The sequence below is a fragment of the Variovorax sp. OK212 genome (assembly GCF_900112425.1).
Classification (GTDB): Bacteria; Pseudomonadota; Gammaproteobacteria; order Burkholderiales; family Burkholderiaceae_C; genus Variovorax.
This window is the reverse complement of the sequence record NZ_FOLP01000021.1, coordinates 38961-57819: the sequence shown is the minus strand read 5'-3', so window position 1 is coordinate 57819 and position 18859 is coordinate 38961. Positions and strand designations below refer to the sequence as shown.

Sequence of the window (18859 nt, the reverse complement as noted above, 5' to 3'; positions counted from 1 at the left end):
CATCTGGCGCGGTTGGAACGAATGCCGGCAAGTTTCCGCATGCAGGCCTCTTGCATCAATGACCGTAAATCGGGATATTCGATGCATCGAATGCAACACTCAGGAGACCGGGCGATGGACGACAAGCTCGACACGCGCCGCGTGCGCTACTTCATGCAGGTGCTCGACAGCGGCTCGGTGCGCGGCGCCGCCGACGTGCTCGACATGGACCCCTCGGCCGTGAGCCGCGCCATCGGCATCCTCGAGCAGGAGTGCGGCGTGCCGCTGCTGGAGCGCCACGGCCGCGGCGTGGTGCCCACCGACGCGGGCGAGATGCTGGCCGGCTACGTGCGGCGCCAGAACAGCCAGAAGCAGCACCTCATGGCGCAGATGGACAGCATCCGCAAGATCGAGCGCGGCCACATCGACATCGTGGCCGGCGAGGGCTACGTCGACTGGCTCATGCGCCACAGCCTGCGCGAGTTCATGACCACGCACCCGAAGATCACGGTCGAGCTCGACGTGGCCAGCACCGACGAGATCGTGCGGCGCGTGGTCGAGGAGCGCGCCCACATCGGCATGCTGTTCCAGCCGCCCAGGGACGAGCGGCTCACCTCGCACCAGTCGCACCCGCAGCCGATCCAGGCGATGGTGCTGCGCTCGCACCCGCTCGCGCAGCTGGGCCGGCCGCTGAAGCTCGCCGACCTGCTGCCCTACCCCGGCGCCACGCTGCACCGCAACTTCGGCGTGCGCCAGCACATCGAGGCGGCCGAGATCAGCGAGGGCGTGCGGCTGCCCTCGCTGCTCACCACCACCTCGTTCAGCGCGCTCGGCCACTTCGTGTCGGCCGGGCTGGGCTACACGCTGGGCACGCGCATCTCGCTCACGCCGAGCGCCACCAACCCCGAGCTGATCGAGCTGCCGATGAAGAACCCGCTGCTGTCGCAGGGGCGCTCGCACATCGTGTCGCGCCACGGCCGCATGCTGTCGCCGGCCGCGAGCGAGCTGCTGCGGCGCATCGTGGCCGACATGCGGCGCTACACCGACCTGGCGGTGCCGGCACCGGCACCCGCAGCCGCACCGCAGAAACGGCCGGCCGCGCGCAAGCGCCGCGTCGCGGCGTAGCCGGCGGCAACGGCGTTGCGCGGACGGCCCGTTCGGTGTTCTGATCGGGCCCCATGTCCTACGTCGTTCCCCTCTTCGTCCATCTGCTGTGCGCCGCCTTCTGGGTCGGCGGCATGGCGACCCTGCACTTCGCGGTGCGCCCGTCCGCCGTCGCCACGCTGGAGCCGCCGCTGCGCCTGCGCATGATGGCCGCGACGCTGCGGCGCTTCTTCATCGGCGTGGACGCGGCGCTCACGCTGCTGTTCGTGACTGGCGTGGCGATGATCCTCGCGACCGGCGGCTTTCGCAGCGTGCACTGGCGCGTGCAAGCCATGATGAGCATCGCGATCGTGATGGCCGCGATCTACGTCTACATCCGCGCGTCGGTGTTCAAGGCGCTGCGGCGCGCGGTGGAACAGAGCGCATGGCCGGTGGCCGCGGCGCGGCTGAACACGGTGCGCCAGCTGGTGACGGTGAACCTGGCGCTGGGGGTGGTGGTGTTCGGGGTGGCGATCATCGGGCGGGCGGGTTAGGCCACGCCCTGATACGGCTCGATGGTGGGCTCTGCGGCACAAAGCACGCAGACGCAGTCGGTGATTCCTGCGACCAGGTACTCGCGAAGATCGCCATGAAAGGCGATGCAGCTGCCGGGGCGAACCCGTTCCTTCGCCAGCCAGCCGCCCGACCGGATCTGGAACAGCAGGCCGTCGGGCGACGCGCAGGCAGGCCAGTATTCGCCGAAGTCCCGCTCGTCCATGACGCGGTAGGCCGCGACCTCGCCGAAGCCGATCTTGACCGAGGTGCCGTGCGTCGCGCTGCGCACGGTCACCTCCAGCCGGTGCATCGCGTAGTCGACGCGCACGACTTCAGCCGAGGCGACGGCACCGGAGGCGCTTGCCATCGCAACCGCTTCGACCGGCTGTGCGGCCTCGTGGTTCGCCATGTCCTTGCAGTGCTCAGCGCTCGCCCAGCACCGCGCCGTCCAGCGGCTTCAGCAGCCACTGCGCGATGTCCTCGCCCAGCTTGTAGGTCACGACACCGACCATGCTGCAGGTGCTGCGCGGCATGCCGAAGTAGATGAACATCTGGCGCTGCGCGGTGAACCTGGCGGGCGCTTCGCCCTGGCGCTCCAGCGTGCCGCGCAGCTGGACGATCTTGGGGCCGCCGTACAGGCCGCCCGCATTCGCGAGCAGGTCGGTGATCTCCAGCTTCAGCGAAGGCGCGGCCTGTGCCGCAGCGGGTGCCGGTGGCGCCAGCACGAACTCGTAGGGGTCGAGCAACTGGTCCTGCACGGCTTGGCGCAACGACGCGGGCACGTCGCACGCGTCGTCGGCCTTCGTCAGCTGCACGCCCTTGGCGGTGGTGCCGTAGGCAACGGCGGGCATGACGACGCTGTTGCGCGGCGTGGCGGTGGCGGGCGGCGGCTCGGGCGGGGCCGGCTGGCGCGAGCCGCAGGCGGCGAGCAGCGCGGTTGCGGCGACCGCGGACACGGCGAAGGACAGCCGCGCGGCAACGCGCGCAGCGAACGGATGTTCGGACATGGGGAGCTCCCTGAAGAATTGTTGTGTGCGCGAGCGCGCGCCACCATTCTCCTTCGCTCACGTCACGGCTCAGGCCTCGTTCACGTCACGGCTCAGGCCTCGTTCAGGTGAACCGATAGTCCAGGTGCGTCACCAGCGCCGAGCCGTCGGCGCGCACGGGCACCAGCGTCATCTCGCCGGGCGCGAGGCCCTCGAGCAGCCGCTGGCCCGCGCCCAGCAGGTTCGGCGCGACGTGGATCGTGCATTCGTCGAGCAAGCCCGCGCGGATGGCCTGGCGGACGGTGTCGACGCCGCCGGAGATGCGCACGTCCTTGCCGCCGGCCGCGGCCTTGGCCTGGGCCAGCGCGCTCGCGAGGCCGTCGGTCACGAAGTGGAAGGTGGTGCCGCCCTGGCGCACCCACGGCTCGCGCGGCGAATGCGTGAGCACGTACACGGGGCCGCGAAACGGCGGGTTCTCGGGCCAGGCGACCTCGCCCTCGTCGAACATGCGCCGCCCCATCACATAGGCCCCGGCGCGCGCGAACACCTGCTGGACGCGTGCGTCGTCGGGCGTGCCCCGCTCGCCGCCGGGCATGCCCAGGATCTCGCGGAAGGTGGCGGTCTGGAAGATCCAGCCGTGCATGGCGCGCGCGCCGTCGCCCATCGGGTTGCCGGGGCTGGCGTTCGGGCCCGCCATGTAGCCGTCGAGCGAGATGCCCACGTCGAAGAAGACCTTGCTGCTGCTCATACGTCGCGTTCCGGCGGCGAAGCCGGCCTGGGTTGCAGAGAAGGCGGAGTCTATGCGCGAGCCCGCCCGTTGAAAACAGGCAAACAGGCAGGCAGGGGCGAACGCGCGTGCCGACAGGAGGCTCAGACCAGGTTCAGCTCGACGTCGATGTTGCCGCGCGTGAGCTTGGAGTACGGGCAGGTCTGGTGCGCGATGTCGACCACGGCGCGCGCGGTCTCGCGGTCCAGGCCCGGCAGGCTCACGTTCAGGCGCGCCTGCAGCAGGTACTGGCCTTCCTGCAGCACCAGGTCGACCTCGGCATCCACCGCCAGGTCGGCCGGCAGCTTGACCTTCAGGCCGCCCGCGGCCTTGCCCATGGCGCCGATGAAGCAGGCCGACCAGCCGGCCGCGAACAGCTGCTCGGGGTTGGTGCCCGTGCCGTTGCCGCCGGGAGGCGACAGCTGGATGTCGAGGTTGCCGTCGCTGCTGCGCGATGCGCCCTGGCGGCCGCCGGTGGTGTGGGTCTTGCCGGTGTAGAGGACTTGCTTGTCGGTCATGGTGCTTCCTTGGATGAGAGGGGGTCGTGGTGAAAGTGGTGTCGCGCGGGCCGGGCTCAGAGCGCCAGGCGATCGATGCCGTGGGCCGTGGCAACGGCCTGGGCGCGCACCGCGGCGCGGTCCAGCGTGCTGGCGAAGCGCTCGTTGGGGCCGGCGCCTGCACCGTCTGCGTAGATGTTGCCGGCGCGGGCCGCGGCGATGGCGCCGGCACGGGCCTGGGCACGGTCGCTCAGGCCGGCCACGACGGCGGGCACGCCCGCGGTGGCACCGTCGGCGTACGGGTCTGCAACGTGGGCGGCGGCCACACCCGCGGCCTGCACGGCGGTGCGGCTGGCGGACGACTGGAATTGCAGCACGCCCTGGTAGTTCTCCGCGCTGGCGCCCATGGCGAAAGCGGAAAGAGCGGCGGCGGCGATCAGGAGCTTGGTGGTTTTCATGGCAATGTCTTTCGAAGATGAAGGGTGAAGGGGTCGGTTGAACACCATCGCCTCCTCTGTGTGTGTGTCGTCGGTGGCGATGCATGAATTACATCGGCGGGCTGTATCCGCGATGTGTCGAGCCACCGGCAGATTTGCATGCGCGTGTGTACGCCGCGCCGGCCGGACACAGTGGCGTACAAATCGGAAATGAAAGACGGGGAAAGGCGGCCGCGCAGGGGGCAGCCGACCGGCCGGGCCGCAGCTAGGCGGCCGGGCCCTTGAGCTCGACGGTGTTGCCGTCGGGGTCGCTCAGGTAGATCGACGGGCCGTTGCCCTCGGCGCCGAAGTTGTTCTGCACGCCGCCGTGAAGGGCCACGCCGTGGCGCGCCATCAGCGCGCGGATGCCCGCCTCGTCGAAGGGCTCGACGCGCAGGCAGAGATGGTCGACGTTGCGGCCCTCGGCGCCGGGCAGCGCACCGCCCTGGCGGCCCAGCGGGCCGTCGGGCGTGACGAGGTCGATGAGGCTGGCGCCGGCGCGCAGGTGCACCAGGCCCAGGTCGTCGCGGCGCTTCTCGACGGTGCAGCCGAGCACGTCGGCATAGAACGCGACGGCGCGCGCCATGTCCTTCACGCGCAGCACGACGTGGTCGATGCGCAGCACCGCGAACGGTGGGCGCATCGGGCTCGTCATGCCGGCCTTGTCATGGCAGCGGCGTCAGACCACGCCGGCCGAGCGCAGGGCATCGAAGCGGGCGGCGTCGATGCCCATTTCCGCCAGCACTTCCTGCGTGTGCTGGCCGAGTGCCGGTGGCGCATGGCGCAGCACCGGCGGCGTGGCCGACAGGCGCAGCGGGCTCGCCACGCCGGTGATGCTGGCAATGCCGTCGCCCGCGTCGCGCGGCATCGTGACCTTCAGGCCGCGCGCCTGGACCTGCGCGTCGTCGAAGGCCTGCGCGATGTCGTTGATCGGGCCGCAGGGCACGGCCTTGTCTTCAAGCAGCGTGACCCACGCGGCCGTGGTGCGGGTGCGCGTGAGCTCTTCCATCATCGGGATCAGCACCAGGCGGTGCTTCACGCGCAGCGTGTTGGTGGCAAAGCGTGCGTCGCTCGCCCACTCGGAGTGGCCGGCCGCTTCGCAGAAGCGCGCGAACTGGCCGTTGTTGCCGACGGCCAGCAGCATCGAGCCGTCCTGCGTCGGGAAGTCCTGGTACGGCGCCAGGCTCGGGTGCGTGTTGCCCTGGCGGCCGGGCGCCTTGCCGGTGTTGAGGAAGGCGCTGGCCTGGTTCGCGAGGATGGCCATGCCCACGTCGAGCAGCGCCATGTCGATGTGCTGGCCTTCGCCGGTGCGGTCGCGCACCTGCAGCGCCGCGAGGATGGCGGTGCTGGCGTAGACGCCGGTGAACAGGTCGGTGAGCGCCACGCCCACGCGCAGCGGGCCGCCGCCGGGCACGTCGTCGGGACGGCCGGTGATGCTCATCATGCCGGTCATGGCCTGGATCATCAGGTCGTAGCCCGCGCGCTCGGCGTAGGGGCCGTCGTGGCCGAAGCCGGTCACGCTGCAGTAGATGAGGCGCGGGTTGGCCGCGCGCAGGCTTTCCTGGTCGAGGCCGTACTGCTTCAGGCCGCCGGTCTTGAAGTTCTCCACCACGATGTCGGCCTGCGCCGCCATCTGCTTGAGCAGCGCCTGCCCGTCGGGCGTGGCCATGTCGATGGTGACCGAGCGCTTGTTGCGGTTGCAGGCGGTGAAGTAGCTGGCCTGGTCGCTGTCGTTGCCGTCCGCGTCCTTGATGAAGGGCGGGCCCCAGGTGCGCGTGTCGTCGCCGACGCCGGGGCGTTCGATCTTGACGACGTCGGCGCCCAGGTCCGCCAGGATCTGCGTGCACCACGGGCCCGCGAGCACGCGGGACAGATCGAGGACCTTGATGCCGTCGAGTGCTGCGGGCTTCGTTGTCATGCGTTCTTAGTTGGCGAAAGCTGCGATGCCGGTGATGGCGCGGCCCAGGATGAGCGCGTGGATGTCGTGCGTGCCTTCGTAGGTGTTCACGACTTCCAGGTTCACCAGGTGGCGTGCCACGCCGAACTCGTCGCTGATGCCGTTGCCGCCCATCATGTCGCGCGCCATGCGGGCGATGTCCAGCGACTTGCCGCAGTTGTTGCGCTTCATGATCGAGGTGATTTCCACCGCGGCCGTGCCTTCGTCCTTCATGCGGCCCAGGCGCAGGCTGCCTTGCAGGCCCAGCGTGATCTCGGTCTGCATGTCGGCCAGCTTCTTCTGGATCAGCTGGTTGGCCGCGAGCGGGCGGCCGAACTGCTTGCGGTCCAGCGTGTACTGGCGGGCGCGGTGCCAGCAGTCTTCGGCGGCACCCAGGGCGCCCCACGAGATGCCGTAGCGGGCGCTGTTCAGGCAGGTGAACGGGCCCTTCAGGCCTTGCACTTCGGGGAAGGCGTTTTCCTCGGGGCAGAACACGCCGTCCATCACGATTTCACCGGTGATGCTGGCGCGCAGGCCGACCTTGCCGTGGATGGCGGGGGCGCTCAGGCCCTTCATGCCCTTTTCGAGCACGAAGCCGCGGATCGGGCCCACGGTGCCGCTTTCGCTGACTTCCTTGGCCCACACCACGAACACGTCGGCGATGGGGGAGTTGCTGATCCACATCTTCGAGCCGCTGAGCGAGTAGCCGCCCGGCACCTTCTTGGCGCGCGTGGCCATGCTGCCGGGGTCGGAGCCGTGGTCGGGTTCGGTCAGGCCGAAGCAGCCGATCCATTCGCCGGTGGCGAGCTTGGGCAGGAACTTCTGCTTCTGGCCTTCGGTGCCGAATTCGAAGATCGGCACCATCACCAGCGAGCTCTGCACGCTGGCCATCGAGCGGTAGCCCGAGTCGACGCGTTCGACTTCGCGCGCGATCAGGCCGTAGGCCACGTAGTTCAGGCCGGGGCCGCCGTACTGCTCGGGAATCGTCGGGCCCAGCAGGCCGAGCGCGCCCATTTCGCGAAAGATGGCGGGGTCGGTTTCACCGGTGCGGAAGCCCTCGATGACGCGGGGCGCCAGGCGCTCCTGGCAGTAGGCGTTGGCCGCGTCGCGGATCATGCGTTCTTCGTCGGTCAGTTGCTGGTCGAGAAGAAGGGGATCGTCCCAGTGGAATTGCGCTTTGGCGGCCATGTGCTGTCTCCGGAAGAGGGGAAAAGAGAAAAAAGAGGGGAATCGGTCGATCCTAGCCACGCAGGCACCATGACGCAAACGAGGATTGCGCACCCAGATATGCGTTTATAGAATGTCTTGCAAGATGTTCGGGCCACATCTTCATTGAGAAGCGCCCCGCTCCATTCCTACTTTCCAGGCATACATGCGCCGCAAGATCCCGCCGCTGCAGACCCTCGTGTGCTTCGACGCCGCCGCGCGCCACGAGAGCTACACGCGCGCCGCGCAGGAACTCGCCCTCACGCAGAGCGCGGTGTCGCGCCAGATCGGCACGCTCGAGGCCTTCCTGGGCGTGGCATTGTTCCGCCGCACGCGCCACGGCGTGGCGCTCACCGCCAGCGGCGCGGCCTATGCGCGGCAGACGGCCATGCGGCTGCAGGCGATGGAGCGCGACGCGCTCGACGCCATGGCGCACCAGGGCGAAGGCGGCTCGCTCTCGCTGGCGGCCGTGCCCACCTTCGCCACGCGCTGGCTGATGCCGCGCCTGAAGGGCTTCGCGGCGCTGCAGCCCGACGTGGTGGTGCACATCGAGACGCGCACGCGGCCCTTTCTGTTCGCCGACGCCGAGTTCGACGCGGCGCTGTACGCCGGCACGCCCGCGCAGGTCGAGAACTGGGCCGGCACGCACGCGCTGCTGCTGATGCACGAGGACGTGGTGCCGGTGTGCAGCCCCGCCCTGCTTGCGCGCGGCAAGGCCGTGACGCCCGCCGTCATCGCGAAGATGCCGCTGCTGCAGCAGAGCACGCGCCCCGACGGCTGGCGCCAGTGGTTCGACGCGCAGCAGATCGACGCGCCCAACGCGCGCGGCGGCCCGCGCTACGAGCTGTTCTCCATCCTCGCGGCGGCGGCCTCGCACGGGCTCGGCGTGGCGTTGATGCCGACCATGCTGGTGGCCGACGAACTGGCGCGCGGCGAGCTGGTGGTGGCCTGCGCACGGCCGCTGTCGGGCGAGCGCAACTACTACCTGGTGACACCGGAGCGGGCCGACCAGCGGCCGCTGTTGAAGTTCTTCAGCGACTGGCTGCTTGCGCAGGCGCAGGCACAGGCGCAGGCGCAGCAGGGTTGAGCCAGGCGGGCTGAACGCCAGCCGCGCGAACGGCTGCGGCTGCGGGCAAGGTTTCAGCGCTTGGCGGGCCGGGCGCCCTCTTTCGCATACGCCTCGATCAGCGCCGGGAACGCATCCATCGCGGGCAAGGCGCCGAAGCTGTGCTTCGCGGGCGTCGAGGCCCAGGGCAGCTTCTCGTCGGTCCAGGTCTCGACGAAGGGCACGAACCACTCATGGTGGTCGAGCGCGCCGGCGCGGATGTTGACGAAGTAGTCCAGGCCTTCGGTGCGGGTGAACAGCCAGCTCTTGCAGTGCGGGCAGAAGCAATGGTGCGAGTCGCCGTGCAGGCCGCCGATGACCGGCTCGCCGGCCGTCACCTCGAAGCCCGGCGTGGGAATGGCGAGCGACAGCGAGAAGGCGCTGGCCGTCATGCGCTGGCAGCCGGTGCAGTGGCAGGCCATGGCCAGCAGCGGCGGCGCGCTGATGCGCAGGCGCACCTGGCCGCAGCGGCAGCCGCCCTCCCAGGGGAGTTGCCAGTCGCCGGTGGCCGGGTCGTTGGGAATGTTCGGTGTGCTCATGCACGGAATCTACCTCGCGGGCATTGAAAGATGTGTCCGGAAACGGCGAGTTTCCCGGCCTCGAAAACCGGACACTGTGTCCATGACATGTCCCGCCTCCCAGGTCGACGCCCTCGACTGGCCCCGCATCGAAGACGACCTCGCCCTGCGCGGCTGCGCCGTCGCTGGCCCGGTCTTCACGCCCGAGGAATGCGCCGCGCTCGTCGCCATGTACGACGAGGGCCACCGCTTCCGCAGCCGCGTCGTGATGCAGCGCCACGGCTTCGGCCAGGGCGAGTACCAGTACTTTGCGAACCCGCTGCCGAAGAAGCTCGCGGCCTGGCGCAGCGCGCTGTACGCGCGCCTGGCGCCGCTGGCCAATGCCTGGGCCGCGGCCATGGGCCAGCCGGCCGACCACCCGCCGGACCACGCGGCCTACCTGGCGCGCTGCCATGCCGCGGGCCAACTGCGCCCGACCCCGCTGCTGCTGCGCTACGGCGAGGGCGACTACAACTGCCTGCACCAGGACCTGTACGGCGAGCTGCAGTTTCCGCTGCAGCTCACGGTGCTGCTGAGCGAGCCGGGCCGCGACTTCACGGGCGGCGAATTCGTGCTGACCGAGCAGCGCCCGCGCATGCAGTCGCGCGCCGAGGTGGTGTCGCTCGCGCAGGGCGAGGCGGTGATCTTCGCGGTCAACCAGCGGCCCGTGACGGGCACGCGCGGCACCTACCGCGTGACGATGCGCCACGGCGTGAGCCGCGTGCGGTCGGGGCACCGGCACACGCTGGGCCTGATCTTCCACGACGCGCAATAGGCTGCGGCAAGAGAAGAGGCAAGAAGGCCTCGTACAGCCCCTGCGGCAGGCGCGTTGCGCCGCCGCATCCCCCAAAAACCGAAGTCGAGCGAAAATCACGCCGCTTCCGGCCACCCACCAGGATCCCCGACATCAAAGATCGGGGCCGTGAGTCCCCCGGGGCCGGTCTGCAGCCTCGGCGCAGCGGGCGCGCTCGAGTGGTTGTCAGGGAGCTGTATGAACAAGAACCCGTCCGGAGATCCGGCTGCGGCGCAGACGCCGCCTATCGAATCCGCCGCCCCCACGGCCGCGGCACCTCCCCCCGGGCGCTCGCGCCGGTTCCGGGTGGACGTGGGCACCATCGTGAGCGCCGTGGCGCTGGCCCAGTCGCTGCTGCTGGTGTCGCTGGGCTACTGGGGCTCGCAGCGGCTGGTGTCGCGCATCGGCGTGTCCGCGCACAAGGCCAACCACGACCGCACCGAGGACAAGGTGCTGGCCTTCCTGCAGAAGGCCGAGTCGGTCATCAACGCGGTGGGCACGGCCCCGAGCCTGCGGCCCGAGGGCGACCAGTCGGAGCGCACGGCCGAGCTGCTGTGGACGCTGCTGCAGCAGTCGCCCGAACTCGACAGCATCTACGTGAGCAACGAGAAGGGCCAGATGCTGATGGCCCTGCGCTACCCGGTGCCGGCCATGCGCCACATCGAGCGCGCGAAAGACTTCACCACCGAGACCTGGCAGTACAAGCTGCCGCTGGACGCCGAGGCCGACGTGCAGCAGCGCTACGCCACGCAGCGCATCGAGTCCTACCGCAGCAGCTACGACCCGACGCAGCGCAGCTGGTACCTGCAGGCGCGCAAGGCGCAGGGCCCGATCTGGACGCAGCCCTACGTGTTCGCCGCGGCGCAGGAGCTGGGCGTGACCTACGCGCTGCCCAGCAAGCGCCGCTACGCGGACAGCAGCGCGCAGGCGCTGGTGGCGGCGGGCGACGTGTCGCTGGGGCGGCTGTCGGAGTTCGTGCGGCAGTTCAACAGCGGCGGCGACGGCGACAGCGCCCTGCTGAGCGCCGACTTCCGCGTGCTCGCGCGCAGCGACCAGTCCGGCGCGCTGCACACGCTGACCCCGCCCAACGGCGTGCTGGGCGCGCTGCATGCGCACATGGTGGCCGACGGCACGGCGGGCAGCGGCAACGACACCGATTTCGCGTTCACCTTCGATGGGCGCCGCTACCTGGTACAGGCCTCGCTCATTCCGGCCACCGGCTGGCACCTGGTGAGCTGGGTGCCCGAGGACGCGCTGCTGGGCGACCTGCGCCGCGCCGTGCTGTGGGGGCTGCTGGTGGCGCTGGCCTTCCTGGCGATCTCGCTGTTCATGTCGCTCAAGCTGTCGAAGCTGGTCACCTCGCCGGTGGAGAACCTCTCGCACATCGCGCGGCGCATCGGCCTGCTGGAGCTGGACAACCTGCCGCGCGAACCCAGCCGCGTGCTCGAGATCCAGCATCTCGACCAGGCGCTGGACGACTCGGCGCGCAGCCTGAAGGCGTTCAGCAAGTTCGTGCCGGTGGACGTGATCAACCAGCTCATCGACCAGGGCCATGCGATTGCGCCCAACGGCTCGCCGCGGCGCATCACCGTGATGTTCACCGACGTGGAGGGCTTCACCTCGATCTCGGAGTCGCTGGACACCGACGTGCTGGTGGGCATGCTGACCGAGTACTTCAACCTGGCCACGGGCGTGTTCGCGCGGCACGGCGGCGTGGTCGACAAGTTCATCGGCGACGGCATCATGGTGCTGTGGGGCGCGCCCGCCGACCTGCCCGACGCGGAGTACCGGGCCTGCCTGGCCGCGCTCGAACTGCACGTGGAAATGAGCGAGCTCAACCGCAAGTGGCAGGACGAAGGGCTGCCCGCGTTCCGCACGCGCATCGGCATCCACACGGGCACGGTGATCGCGGGGGTGCTGGGCTCGAACGACCGGCTGTCTTACACGGCGTTCGGCGACGTCATCAACGTGGCGAGCCGCATCGAGGGCATCAACAAGCAGCTGGGCACGCAGATGCTGATGTCGGAGGTGACCTATGCCGGCCTGCAGGGCCGGCTGTACACGCGGCGCATCGAGGAACTGGTGGAGCTGCGCGGCCGGCAGACGCGCATGGTGCTCTACGAGCTGCTGACCGCCTGAGCCTTCTTCAGCGCGGGGCCTGGGTCACGCGCACCAGCACCAGGTCGGCGGTGCTGCCGGCGCCCTGCGTGAGCACCGAATGCTGCGTGTCGTTGATGAACAGCAGCTGCTCGCCGCGCGAGATGCGCGCGGACACGGCATAGCGCATGCGCGGGTCGATGCGCGCGGCATCGACCTTCAGTTCATAGGCAAAGGGCGGCTGCTTGCCGTTGGCCTTGATGCGCTGCTCGGCCAGCACGGTCGAGGCGGCGTCCATGCGCGACACGTCGAGCAGTTGCACCAGCACTTCGGCCGCGGGGTCGAGCGCCATGCGCTCGCGGTAGGTGACGCTGCCGCTCACGCGCAGCGGCGCGGCCGAACCGCCGGTTGCGGAAGATGGCGATGAAGGCATTGCGCAGGCACTCAGCAACGAGGCGCCTGCCGCGGCGGAAAACATGAGGAGGCTGGTGCGTCTTTTCATCCGCCCCATTATGCGGAGGCGGTGGCCGCGCGCCGGGCTGCAAAAGCCACGTACCAGTCAAGGCTTCCCGGGTTGGCCATGGCCTCGCGGTTGACCACCTTCTCGATCGGCTGGCCCAGCAGCAGCTTCTTGATCGGCAGCTCCTGCTTCTTGCCCGACAGCGTGCGCGGGATCTCGGCCACCTGGAAGATGTCGTTGGGCACGAAGCGCGGCGACAGCGAGGTCTTGATGGCGTTGTTCAGCCGCGTGCGCATCGCGTCGTCGAGCGCCACGCCGGGACGCAGCACCACGAACAGCGGCATGTAGCTGTCGCGGCCCAGGTACTCGAGGTCGACCACCATCGAGTCGAGCACCTCGGGCAGGCCCTCGACCGCGCTGTAGATCTCGCTGGTGCCCATGCGCAGGCCCTGGCGGTTGATGGTGGCGTCGCTGCGGCCGTAGATGATGCAGCCGCCGTCCGCGCCGATCTTGATCCAGTCGCCGTGGCGCCACACGCCGGGGTAGGTGTCGAAGTAGCTCGACAGGTAGCGCGCGTTGCCTTCGTCGCCCCACAGGTACAGCGGCATCGACGGAATGGGTTGCGTGCACACCAGCTCGCCCACTTCGCCGATGACGCTCCGGCCGCTCTCGTTCCAGGCCTCGACCGCGTGGCCGAGCTCGCGGCACTGCATCTGGCCCGGCACTTCGGGCAGGTCGCGGTTGCCGCCGACGAAGGCGCCGCAGAAGTCGGTGCCGCCGGAGATGTTGCACCACCACACCTCCTTGGAACCCGCGCCCAGGATCTGCTGCGAGCCCCAGCGCTGCACCTCTTCGGGCAGCGGCGAACCGGTGCTGCCGAGCGCGCGCACGCGCGACAGGTCGCCGCAATCGCGGGCCACCAGCCCGGACTTCATGCAGTTGGTGAAGTAGGCCGCGCCCGCGCCGAAGAAGCTGACCTTGTGGCGCGCCACGAAGCGCCACAGCACGCCCCAGTCGGGCTTGTCCTTGCTGCCCGCCGGGTTGCCGTCGTAGATGCAGATGGTGGCGCCGAAGGCCATGCCCGAGAGCTGCGAGTTCCACATGACCCAGCCGGTGGAGCTGTACCAGTGGTAGCGCTCGCCGAAGTTGTTGGCGCCGTAGCTCGCGCCCACGTCGTTGTGCAGGCCGCAGGCATGCATGGTGAGGATGATGCCGCCCTGCCCGTGCACGATGGGCTTGGGCAGGCCGGTGGTGCCGCTCGAGTAGACGATCCAGATCGGGTGGTCGAAGGGCAGCCACTCGGGCTCGAAGGCCGCGACCTTGTCGTCGTAGCGGTCGGTGGCGTGCACCCATTCGACGTCGTGCGGCACGTGGCTGGCGGCGTAGGGCGACTTCACCAGCATCAGCTTCTGCACGCTGGGCAACTGGCCGCGCAGCTCCTGCAGCACGGCGCTGCGGTCCAGCGGCTTGCCGCCGTAGTGCACGCCGTCCACCGCGATCAGCACCTTGGGCTCGATCTGGCGGAAGCGGTCGGCCACGGCGGCGGTGCCCATGTCGGGCGCGCACACGCTCCACACGGCGCCGATGCTGGAACACGCGAGAAACGCCACCATGGTCTCGGGCACGTTGGGCATGTAGGCCGCCACGCGGTCACCGCGCTGCACGCCGAGCGACTTGAGCGTGAGCGCCACCGAGGCCACCTGGCGGCGCATCTCGGGCCACGACATCTCGCGCACCTCGCCGCGCTCGTTGTCGCTCACCATGGCGGGCATGCCGGCCGCATGCGCCGCGTCGACGTGGCGCAGCACCTCGCGCGCGTAGTTGACCTGGGCGCCGGGGAACCAGCGCGCGCCGGGCATGCGCCGCTCGGCGAGCACCGCGGTGTGCGGCGTGGGCGATTCGATGCGGGCGTAGTCCCAGATGCTCTGCCAGAAGGCGTCGAGCTCGGTGACGGACCAGCGCCACAGGGCGTCGTAGCCGTCGAACGAAAGGCCGCGCGTCTCGCGCAGCCAGTCCTGGTAGAGGCGGATCTGGGGAATGTTGGGAGGGGTGTCGGGAGCAAGGTTCGGAACGGGCATGGCTCGAGCGTAGCGCCGTGAACGACCGTGCTCAATGAGGGTTGACCTCAGGGTTTGTACGCGTGTTCAATGTTTTTGTACAAGCGTTCAATACGCCCCGATGAGCACCCGCACACCTCCCGTCCGGCGCAGCGGCTCGCGCGCCGCGGCGCCCGCCCCGGCCGCAGTCGCCCCAGAGACTTCACGCCCCGACCGCAAGCTCGCCATCCTGCTGGCGGCCGAGAAGCTTTTTGCGCAGCACGGCTACCACGCGGTGACGATCCGCCAGATCGCCGAGGAGGCCGGCGTGCCGCTCGCGCTGGTGGGCTACTACTACGGCGCGAAGCACGAGCTGTTCCACGCGATCTTCGAGCACTGGGGCCACACCATCGAGGAGCGGCTCGCGGGCCTGGCCGCGGTGGACAACGACGCCGACGACCCGCGCACGCTGCCGCGCATCATCGACGCCTTCACCGCGCCCGTGCTGGCGCTGCGCGCGAGCGCCGAGGGCGAGTACTACGCGCTGCTGGTGGCGCGCGAGCTGTACCACGCCACCGAAGAAGCCGACCGCGTGCTGCGCTCGTACTTCGACCCGCTGGCCGAGGCCTACATCGACGCATTGCACGTCGCCCTGCCGCACGCCACGCGCAGCCAGGCGGCCTGGGGCTACCAGTTCGCGCTGGGCTCGCTGCTGCACCACCTGAACGACAGCCGCATCGAGCGCCTGTCGCGCGGCGAGAACACGCGCGCCGACCCGGCCGTGGCGCCGATGCTGGTGAACTTCATCGTCGGCGGGCTGCGCGCGGCGCTGCCCCGGCCGAAGACGGTGAAAGCGGCAAGGACCGCAACGGCCGCCACGACCGCCACGACCGAAAAGCCCCCCCGCACAAGAACCACCCCCCGGAGACAAAAGACATGACGAACACCCCCACGATGAAACGGCGCACCCTGCTGTCGGCATTGGCCGCCGCGTCGGCCGGCGCCGCGCTGCCCTCCTTCGCCCAAGCCAACCCGAAGATCGTGTTCGGCTACACGGCCGTGACCGACTTCGCCTCGGTGTTCGTGGCGGCCGAAGAGGGCTACTTCAAGAAGCGCAACCTCGACGTCGAGCTCAAGTTCATTCCGCTGAACTCGACGATTCCGGCGGCGCTGCAATCCGACTCGCTGCAGATCGGCGGGCCCACGCCCTCGGTGTTCCTGCAGGCGGTGGACGGCGGGCTCGACCTGGTGCTGGTGGCCGGCGGCGGGCTCACCTCGAAGACCATCACCGGCTTCGGCCTGGTGGCGCGCGCGGGCTCGGGCATCAAGGGCCCGCAGGACTGCGTGGGCAAGAAGATCGGCGTGCCGGGCCTGGGCGCCTTCCTGCACGTGACCTTTCGCGCCTGGCTGAAGGACAGCGGCGTGGACTACCGCAAGGTGAACTTCGTCGAGGCGGCGTTCCCGCAGCACGCCGACCTGCTGCGCGGCGGCTCGGTCGACGCGGTGGTGTCGGCCGACCCGTTCATGAGCCGCATCACCGAGAGCGGCGCGGGCTACGTGGCCTCGTACTACTCGACCTTCCTGCCCGAGAACAACCAGACCATCGTGCACGCGGCCAAGCGCGAATGGGTGGCGAAGAACCCGGCGGCGGCGCGCGCGTTCCGCGAGGCGCTGGTGGAGTCGGGCGCGTTCATGCAGCAGGCCAGGAACGACGCCAGGGTGCGCGCGGCCATCGGCAAGTACATCAAGCTGCCGCCCGAGGTGCTGGCCAAGGTGCAGGTCTCGCCGCCCGGCCCCGTGGTGACCGAGAAACAGCTCGCCTACTGGACCGGGCTGATGAAGGAGCAGGACATGCTCAAGACCAACATCGACGTGGCGAAGCTGGTGGTGAAGTGATCGCAGTCCCCGCCCCCGCCCCCATCACTGCGCGCGCCGCGCTTGCTGCCGGCGCCTTCCATCCGCCCGCCAGCCCCACGATGCAAGCCACCCCTTTCCTGCGCTTCGACGGCGTGACCATCCGCCTGGGCGGGCGCGAGATCCTGTCGCCCACTTCGTTCGACGTGGCGCGCGGCGAGTTCGTCTGCATCGTCGGGCCCAGCGGCTGCGGCAAGACCACGCTGCTGCGCGCGGCCAGCGGCCTGGTCGCGGCCAGCGCGGGCGAGGTGAGGCGCAACGGCGTGAAGATGAGCGCGCCGTCGCGCGAAGTCGCCTTCGTGTTCCAGGACTACGGCCGCGCGCTGCTGCCGTGGCGCACGGTGGAAGGCAATGTGAGCCTCGCGCTCGAAGCGGCCGGCGTGCCTGCCGGCGAGCGCGCGCCGCGCATCGCCGACGTGCTCGGCAAGGTCGGGCTGGCGAAGCATGCGCACAAGTTTCCGGTGCAGCTGTCGGGCGGCATGCAGCAGCGCGCGCAGATTGCGCGTTGCCTCGCGCAGCGGCCCGAGCTGATGATGATGGACGAGCCCTTCGGCGCGCTGGACGCGCTCACGCGGCAGAGCCTGCAGGACGAACTGGCGCGGCTGGTGCGCGACGACGGGCTCACGGTGCTGTTCGTCACGCACGACCTCGAGGAGGCCATCTACCTCGGCGACCGCGTGATCGCGCTGCAGGCCAACCCCGGCCCGGGGCGGCCCAGCCTCGCGCGGATGATCGACGTGAAGATCCCGCGCCCGCGCGACCAGCTCACGACCAAGGAGCATCCGGAGTACCTGCAGTTGCGGCGTGAGCTGTTCGCTTTCATCGAGCAGGGCCATGACTGAGAGCCGCCTCTTTCGCTGGGTGCGCCCGTGGGTGCTTCCCGTGCTGCTGGTCGGCGTGTTCGAGTGGTACGCGCGCCGCGCATCGGCCCTGGGCAGCGACTCGCTGGCGCCACCGAGCGCGGCGGCCAAGGCCTTCGTGGGCGCGGCCATGGACGGCTCGCTGTGGCAGGCCACCGGCTTCACGCTGGGCACGGCCGCGCTCGGGCTGCTGCTGGGCGCGGTGCTCGGCATCGCGCTGGGGCTGGTGCTCGGGCTCTCGCGCCGCGCGGCGCAGCTGGGCTCGATGTCGATCGAGGTGCTGCGCCCGGTGCCTTCGGTGGCGCTGATTCCGCTCGCGATGCTGGGCTTCGGCTTCGGCGTGCGCATGGAGCTGGCCATCGTCGCCTTCGCCACCTTCTGGCCGTTGCTGGTGCTGGTGCAGTCGGCGGTGCAGCAGATCGAGCCCCGGCTGCTCGAGGTGAGCCGCGTGCTGGGCCTGTCGGCGCACGAGCGGGCCTTCAAGATCGTGCTGCCGGCCATCGTGCCGCGCCTGTTCGTCGCGCTGCGGCTGGGCGTGGCGGTGGCGCTGGTGGTGGCCGTGACGGTGGAGATCGCGGCCAACCCGAACGGCATGGGCTACGCGATGATGATCGCGCAGCAGAGCTTCGACCCCGCGCTGATGCTCGCGTGGCTCGGGTGGATCGGCGTGGTGGGCTTTGCGGTCAACGCGGGCATGCTGCTGCTGCAACGCGTGGTGGCGCGGCGCATGGGGGTGCAGCCATGAACGGCGGCAACGAACGCGCGGGCCTGAACCGGCTCGGCTCGCTGGGCGTGCTGCTGGCGCTCGTCGCGCTGTGGTGGGTGGCGAGCAACGCGGGCTGGGTGAGCCGCGTGTTCCTGCCGACGCCGCAGGCCACCTTCGCGAGCCTGCTCGAAGGCCTCAACCTTTCCGGCGGCAGCGCCAACACCGGCAACGGCGAGCTGCTCGCCTTCACGCAGGCCACGGTCGGGCGCATGGTCGAGGGCTGGCTGCTGGCGTCGCTGTTCGGCGTGCTGCTGGGCGCGGCCATCGGCGTGTCGCCTTCGGTGCGCGCGTGGGTGCAGCCGACGCTGGAGTTCATTCGCCCGCTGCCCGCTTCGGCGCTGCTGCCGCTGGCCATCTCGATCTTCGGGCTGAACCCCGGCATGGTGCTGTTCGTGGTGGCCTTCGGCGCGATGTGGCCGGTGCTGCTGGCCACGGTGCACGGCTTCGCGGCCGTGGAGCCGCGGCTGGCGGAAGTGGCGCGCTGCCTGCAGATGTCGCGCGCGGCGTACATCTGGAAGATGGGCCTGCCCAACGCCATGCCCGACATCCTGGCCGGCATGCGGCTCGCGCTGACCATCGCGCTCATCGTGGCGGTGGTGGGCGAAATGATCGCCTCGCAAAGCGGCCTGGGCCAGGCCATCCTGCTGGCCGCGCGCGCCTTCCGCGCCAGCGACCTGTTCGCCGGCATCGTGCTGCTCGGGCTCATCGGCTTCGTGAGCAACGCGCTGCTGGCCTTTGCAGAGAAGCGGCTGCTGCGCTGGCAACAGCCCTGATCGCCCCATGCCTC

At 70.0% G+C, this 18859-nt stretch carries 21 protein-coding genes; 10 read left to right on the top strand and 11 right to left on the bottom strand.

Annotated elements, in window-relative coordinates; genetic code table 11:
• Positions 1–114 precede the first annotated feature (114 nt).
• Both BM004_RS34040 and BM004_RS34035 read left to right on the top strand, forming a co-directional pair.
• Positions 115–1104 carry a LysR family transcriptional regulator gene (locus tag BM004_RS34040; protein ID WP_256220175.1) on the top strand — a complete coding sequence of 330 codons (990 nt, stop codon included), beginning with the start codon at positions 115–117 and terminating at the stop codon, positions 1102–1104.
• 53 nt (positions 1105–1157) lie between these two features.
• On the top strand, positions 1158–1616 hold the full coding sequence (locus BM004_RS34035) for a CopD family protein (RefSeq protein ID WP_093134605.1): 459 nt from the start codon (positions 1158–1160) through the stop codon (positions 1614–1616).
• Here BM004_RS34035 and BM004_RS34030 read toward each other — a convergent pair.
• The 8 genes from BM004_RS34030 to BM004_RS33995 form a co-directional block, all read right to left on the bottom strand.
• Positions 1613–2026, bottom strand: coding sequence for a hypothetical protein (locus BM004_RS34030; RefSeq protein ID WP_093220156.1), 414 nt, complete (start codon positions 2024–2026; stop codon positions 1613–1615). The genes BM004_RS34035 and BM004_RS34030 overlap by 4 nt on opposite strands.
• A 13-nt stretch (positions 2027–2039) precedes the next feature.
• On the bottom strand, positions 2040–2624 hold the full coding sequence (locus tag BM004_RS34025; protein ID WP_093134600.1) for a hypothetical protein: 585 nt from the start codon (positions 2622–2624) through the stop codon (positions 2040–2042).
• A 103-nt stretch (positions 2625–2727) separates the two neighbouring features.
• Complete coding sequence (locus BM004_RS34020) at positions 2728–3351, bottom strand: dihydrofolate reductase family protein (RefSeq protein ID WP_093134597.1); 624 nt, start codon at positions 3349–3351, stop codon at positions 2728–2730.
• A 122-nt stretch (positions 3352–3473) separates the two neighbouring features.
• A complete protein-coding gene (locus BM004_RS34015) occupies positions 3474–3887 on the bottom strand; it encodes an organic hydroperoxide resistance protein (protein WP_093220153.1) in 414 nt (137 codons plus the stop codon).
• Between the two features lie 56 nt (positions 3888–3943).
• Entirely contained in the window at positions 3944–4324 is a 381-nt protein-coding gene (locus tag BM004_RS34010; protein ID WP_256220174.1) for a helicase SNF2, read from the bottom strand.
• A 244-nt stretch (positions 4325–4568) separates the two neighbouring features.
• Complete coding sequence (locus BM004_RS34005) at positions 4569–4997, bottom strand: VOC family protein (protein ID WP_093220148.1); 429 nt, start codon at positions 4995–4997, stop codon at positions 4569–4571.
• 24 nt (positions 4998–5021) lie between these two features.
• Positions 5022–6260, bottom strand: coding sequence for a CaiB/BaiF CoA transferase family protein (locus BM004_RS34000; RefSeq protein ID WP_093220145.1), 1239 nt, complete (start codon positions 6258–6260; stop codon positions 5022–5024).
• Between the two features lie 6 nt (positions 6261–6266).
• Entirely contained in the window at positions 6267–7466 is a 1200-nt protein-coding gene (locus BM004_RS33995; protein WP_093134585.1) for an acyl-CoA dehydrogenase, read from the bottom strand.
• Positions 7467–7650: 184 nt separating this feature from the next.
• On the opposite strand from BM004_RS33995, the gene BM004_RS33990 reads away from it, so the two are divergent.
• Positions 7651–8571: a LysR substrate-binding domain-containing protein gene (locus tag BM004_RS33990; RefSeq protein ID WP_093220142.1), complete on the top strand. Its 921-nt coding sequence runs from the start codon at positions 7651–7653 to the stop codon at positions 8569–8571.
• 53 nt (positions 8572–8624) lie between these two features.
• Here the strand turns inward: BM004_RS33990 and BM004_RS33985 are convergent, their stop codons facing one another.
• Positions 8625–9128, bottom strand: a complete 504-nt coding sequence (locus BM004_RS33985) for a GFA family protein (RefSeq protein ID WP_093220139.1) — start codon at positions 9126–9128, stop codon at positions 8625–8627.
• Between the two features lie 82 nt (positions 9129–9210).
• Here BM004_RS33985 and BM004_RS33980 point away from each other — a divergent pair, with 82 nt between their 5' ends.
• Both BM004_RS33980 and BM004_RS33975 read left to right on the top strand, forming a co-directional pair.
• Positions 9211–9921 carry a 2OG-Fe(II) oxygenase gene (locus tag BM004_RS33980; protein WP_093220137.1) on the top strand — a complete coding sequence of 237 codons (711 nt, stop codon included), beginning with the start codon at positions 9211–9213 and terminating at the stop codon, positions 9919–9921.
• Positions 9922–10137: 216 nt separating this feature from the next.
• On the top strand, positions 10138–12078 hold the full coding sequence (locus BM004_RS33975; protein ID WP_093220134.1) for an adenylate/guanylate cyclase domain-containing protein: 1941 nt from the start codon (positions 10138–10140) through the stop codon (positions 12076–12078).
• Between the two features lie 7 nt (positions 12079–12085).
• On the opposite strand, the gene BM004_RS33970 is transcribed toward BM004_RS33975, so the two are convergent.
• Together BM004_RS33970 and BM004_RS33965 are read right to left on the bottom strand one after the other, a co-directional pair.
• Positions 12086–12469, bottom strand: a complete 384-nt coding sequence (locus BM004_RS33970) for a YbaY family lipoprotein (protein ID WP_256220173.1) — start codon at positions 12467–12469, stop codon at positions 12086–12088.
• A 77-nt stretch (positions 12470–12546) separates the two neighbouring features.
• Positions 12547–14574: an acetoacetate--CoA ligase gene (locus tag BM004_RS33965; protein WP_093220128.1), complete on the bottom strand. Its 2028-nt coding sequence runs from the start codon at positions 14572–14574 to the stop codon at positions 12547–12549.
• A 100-nt stretch (positions 14575–14674) separates the two neighbouring features.
• Between BM004_RS33965 and BM004_RS33960 the strand changes: the two genes are divergently transcribed.
• From BM004_RS33960 to BM004_RS33940, 5 genes are all read left to right on the top strand, one after another.
• Positions 14675–15472: a TetR/AcrR family transcriptional regulator gene (locus BM004_RS33960; protein ID WP_093220125.1), complete on the top strand. Its 798-nt coding sequence runs from the start codon at positions 14675–14677 to the stop codon at positions 15470–15472.
• Positions 15469–16428, top strand: coding sequence for an ABC transporter substrate-binding protein (locus BM004_RS33955; protein ID WP_256220172.1), 960 nt, complete (start codon positions 15469–15471; stop codon positions 16426–16428). The genes BM004_RS33960 and BM004_RS33955 overlap by 4 nt, the downstream gene beginning before the upstream one ends.
• Before the next feature lie 80 nt (positions 16429–16508).
• A complete protein-coding gene (locus BM004_RS33950; protein WP_177206699.1) occupies positions 16509–17288 on the top strand; it encodes an ABC transporter ATP-binding protein in 780 nt (259 codons plus the stop codon).
• Positions 17281–18051 (top strand): ABC transporter permease, encoded by a 771-nt coding sequence (locus tag BM004_RS33945; RefSeq protein ID WP_093220123.1) that lies wholly within the window; start codon positions 17281–17283, stop codon positions 18049–18051. Before BM004_RS33950 ends, BM004_RS33945 begins: the two co-directional genes overlap by 8 nt.
• On the top strand, positions 18048–18845 hold the full coding sequence (locus tag BM004_RS33940) for an ABC transporter permease (RefSeq protein WP_093220120.1): 798 nt from the start codon (positions 18048–18050) through the stop codon (positions 18843–18845). The genes BM004_RS33945 and BM004_RS33940 overlap by 4 nt, the downstream gene beginning before the upstream one ends.
• The last annotated feature ends 14 nt before the right edge of the window (positions 18846–18859 follow it).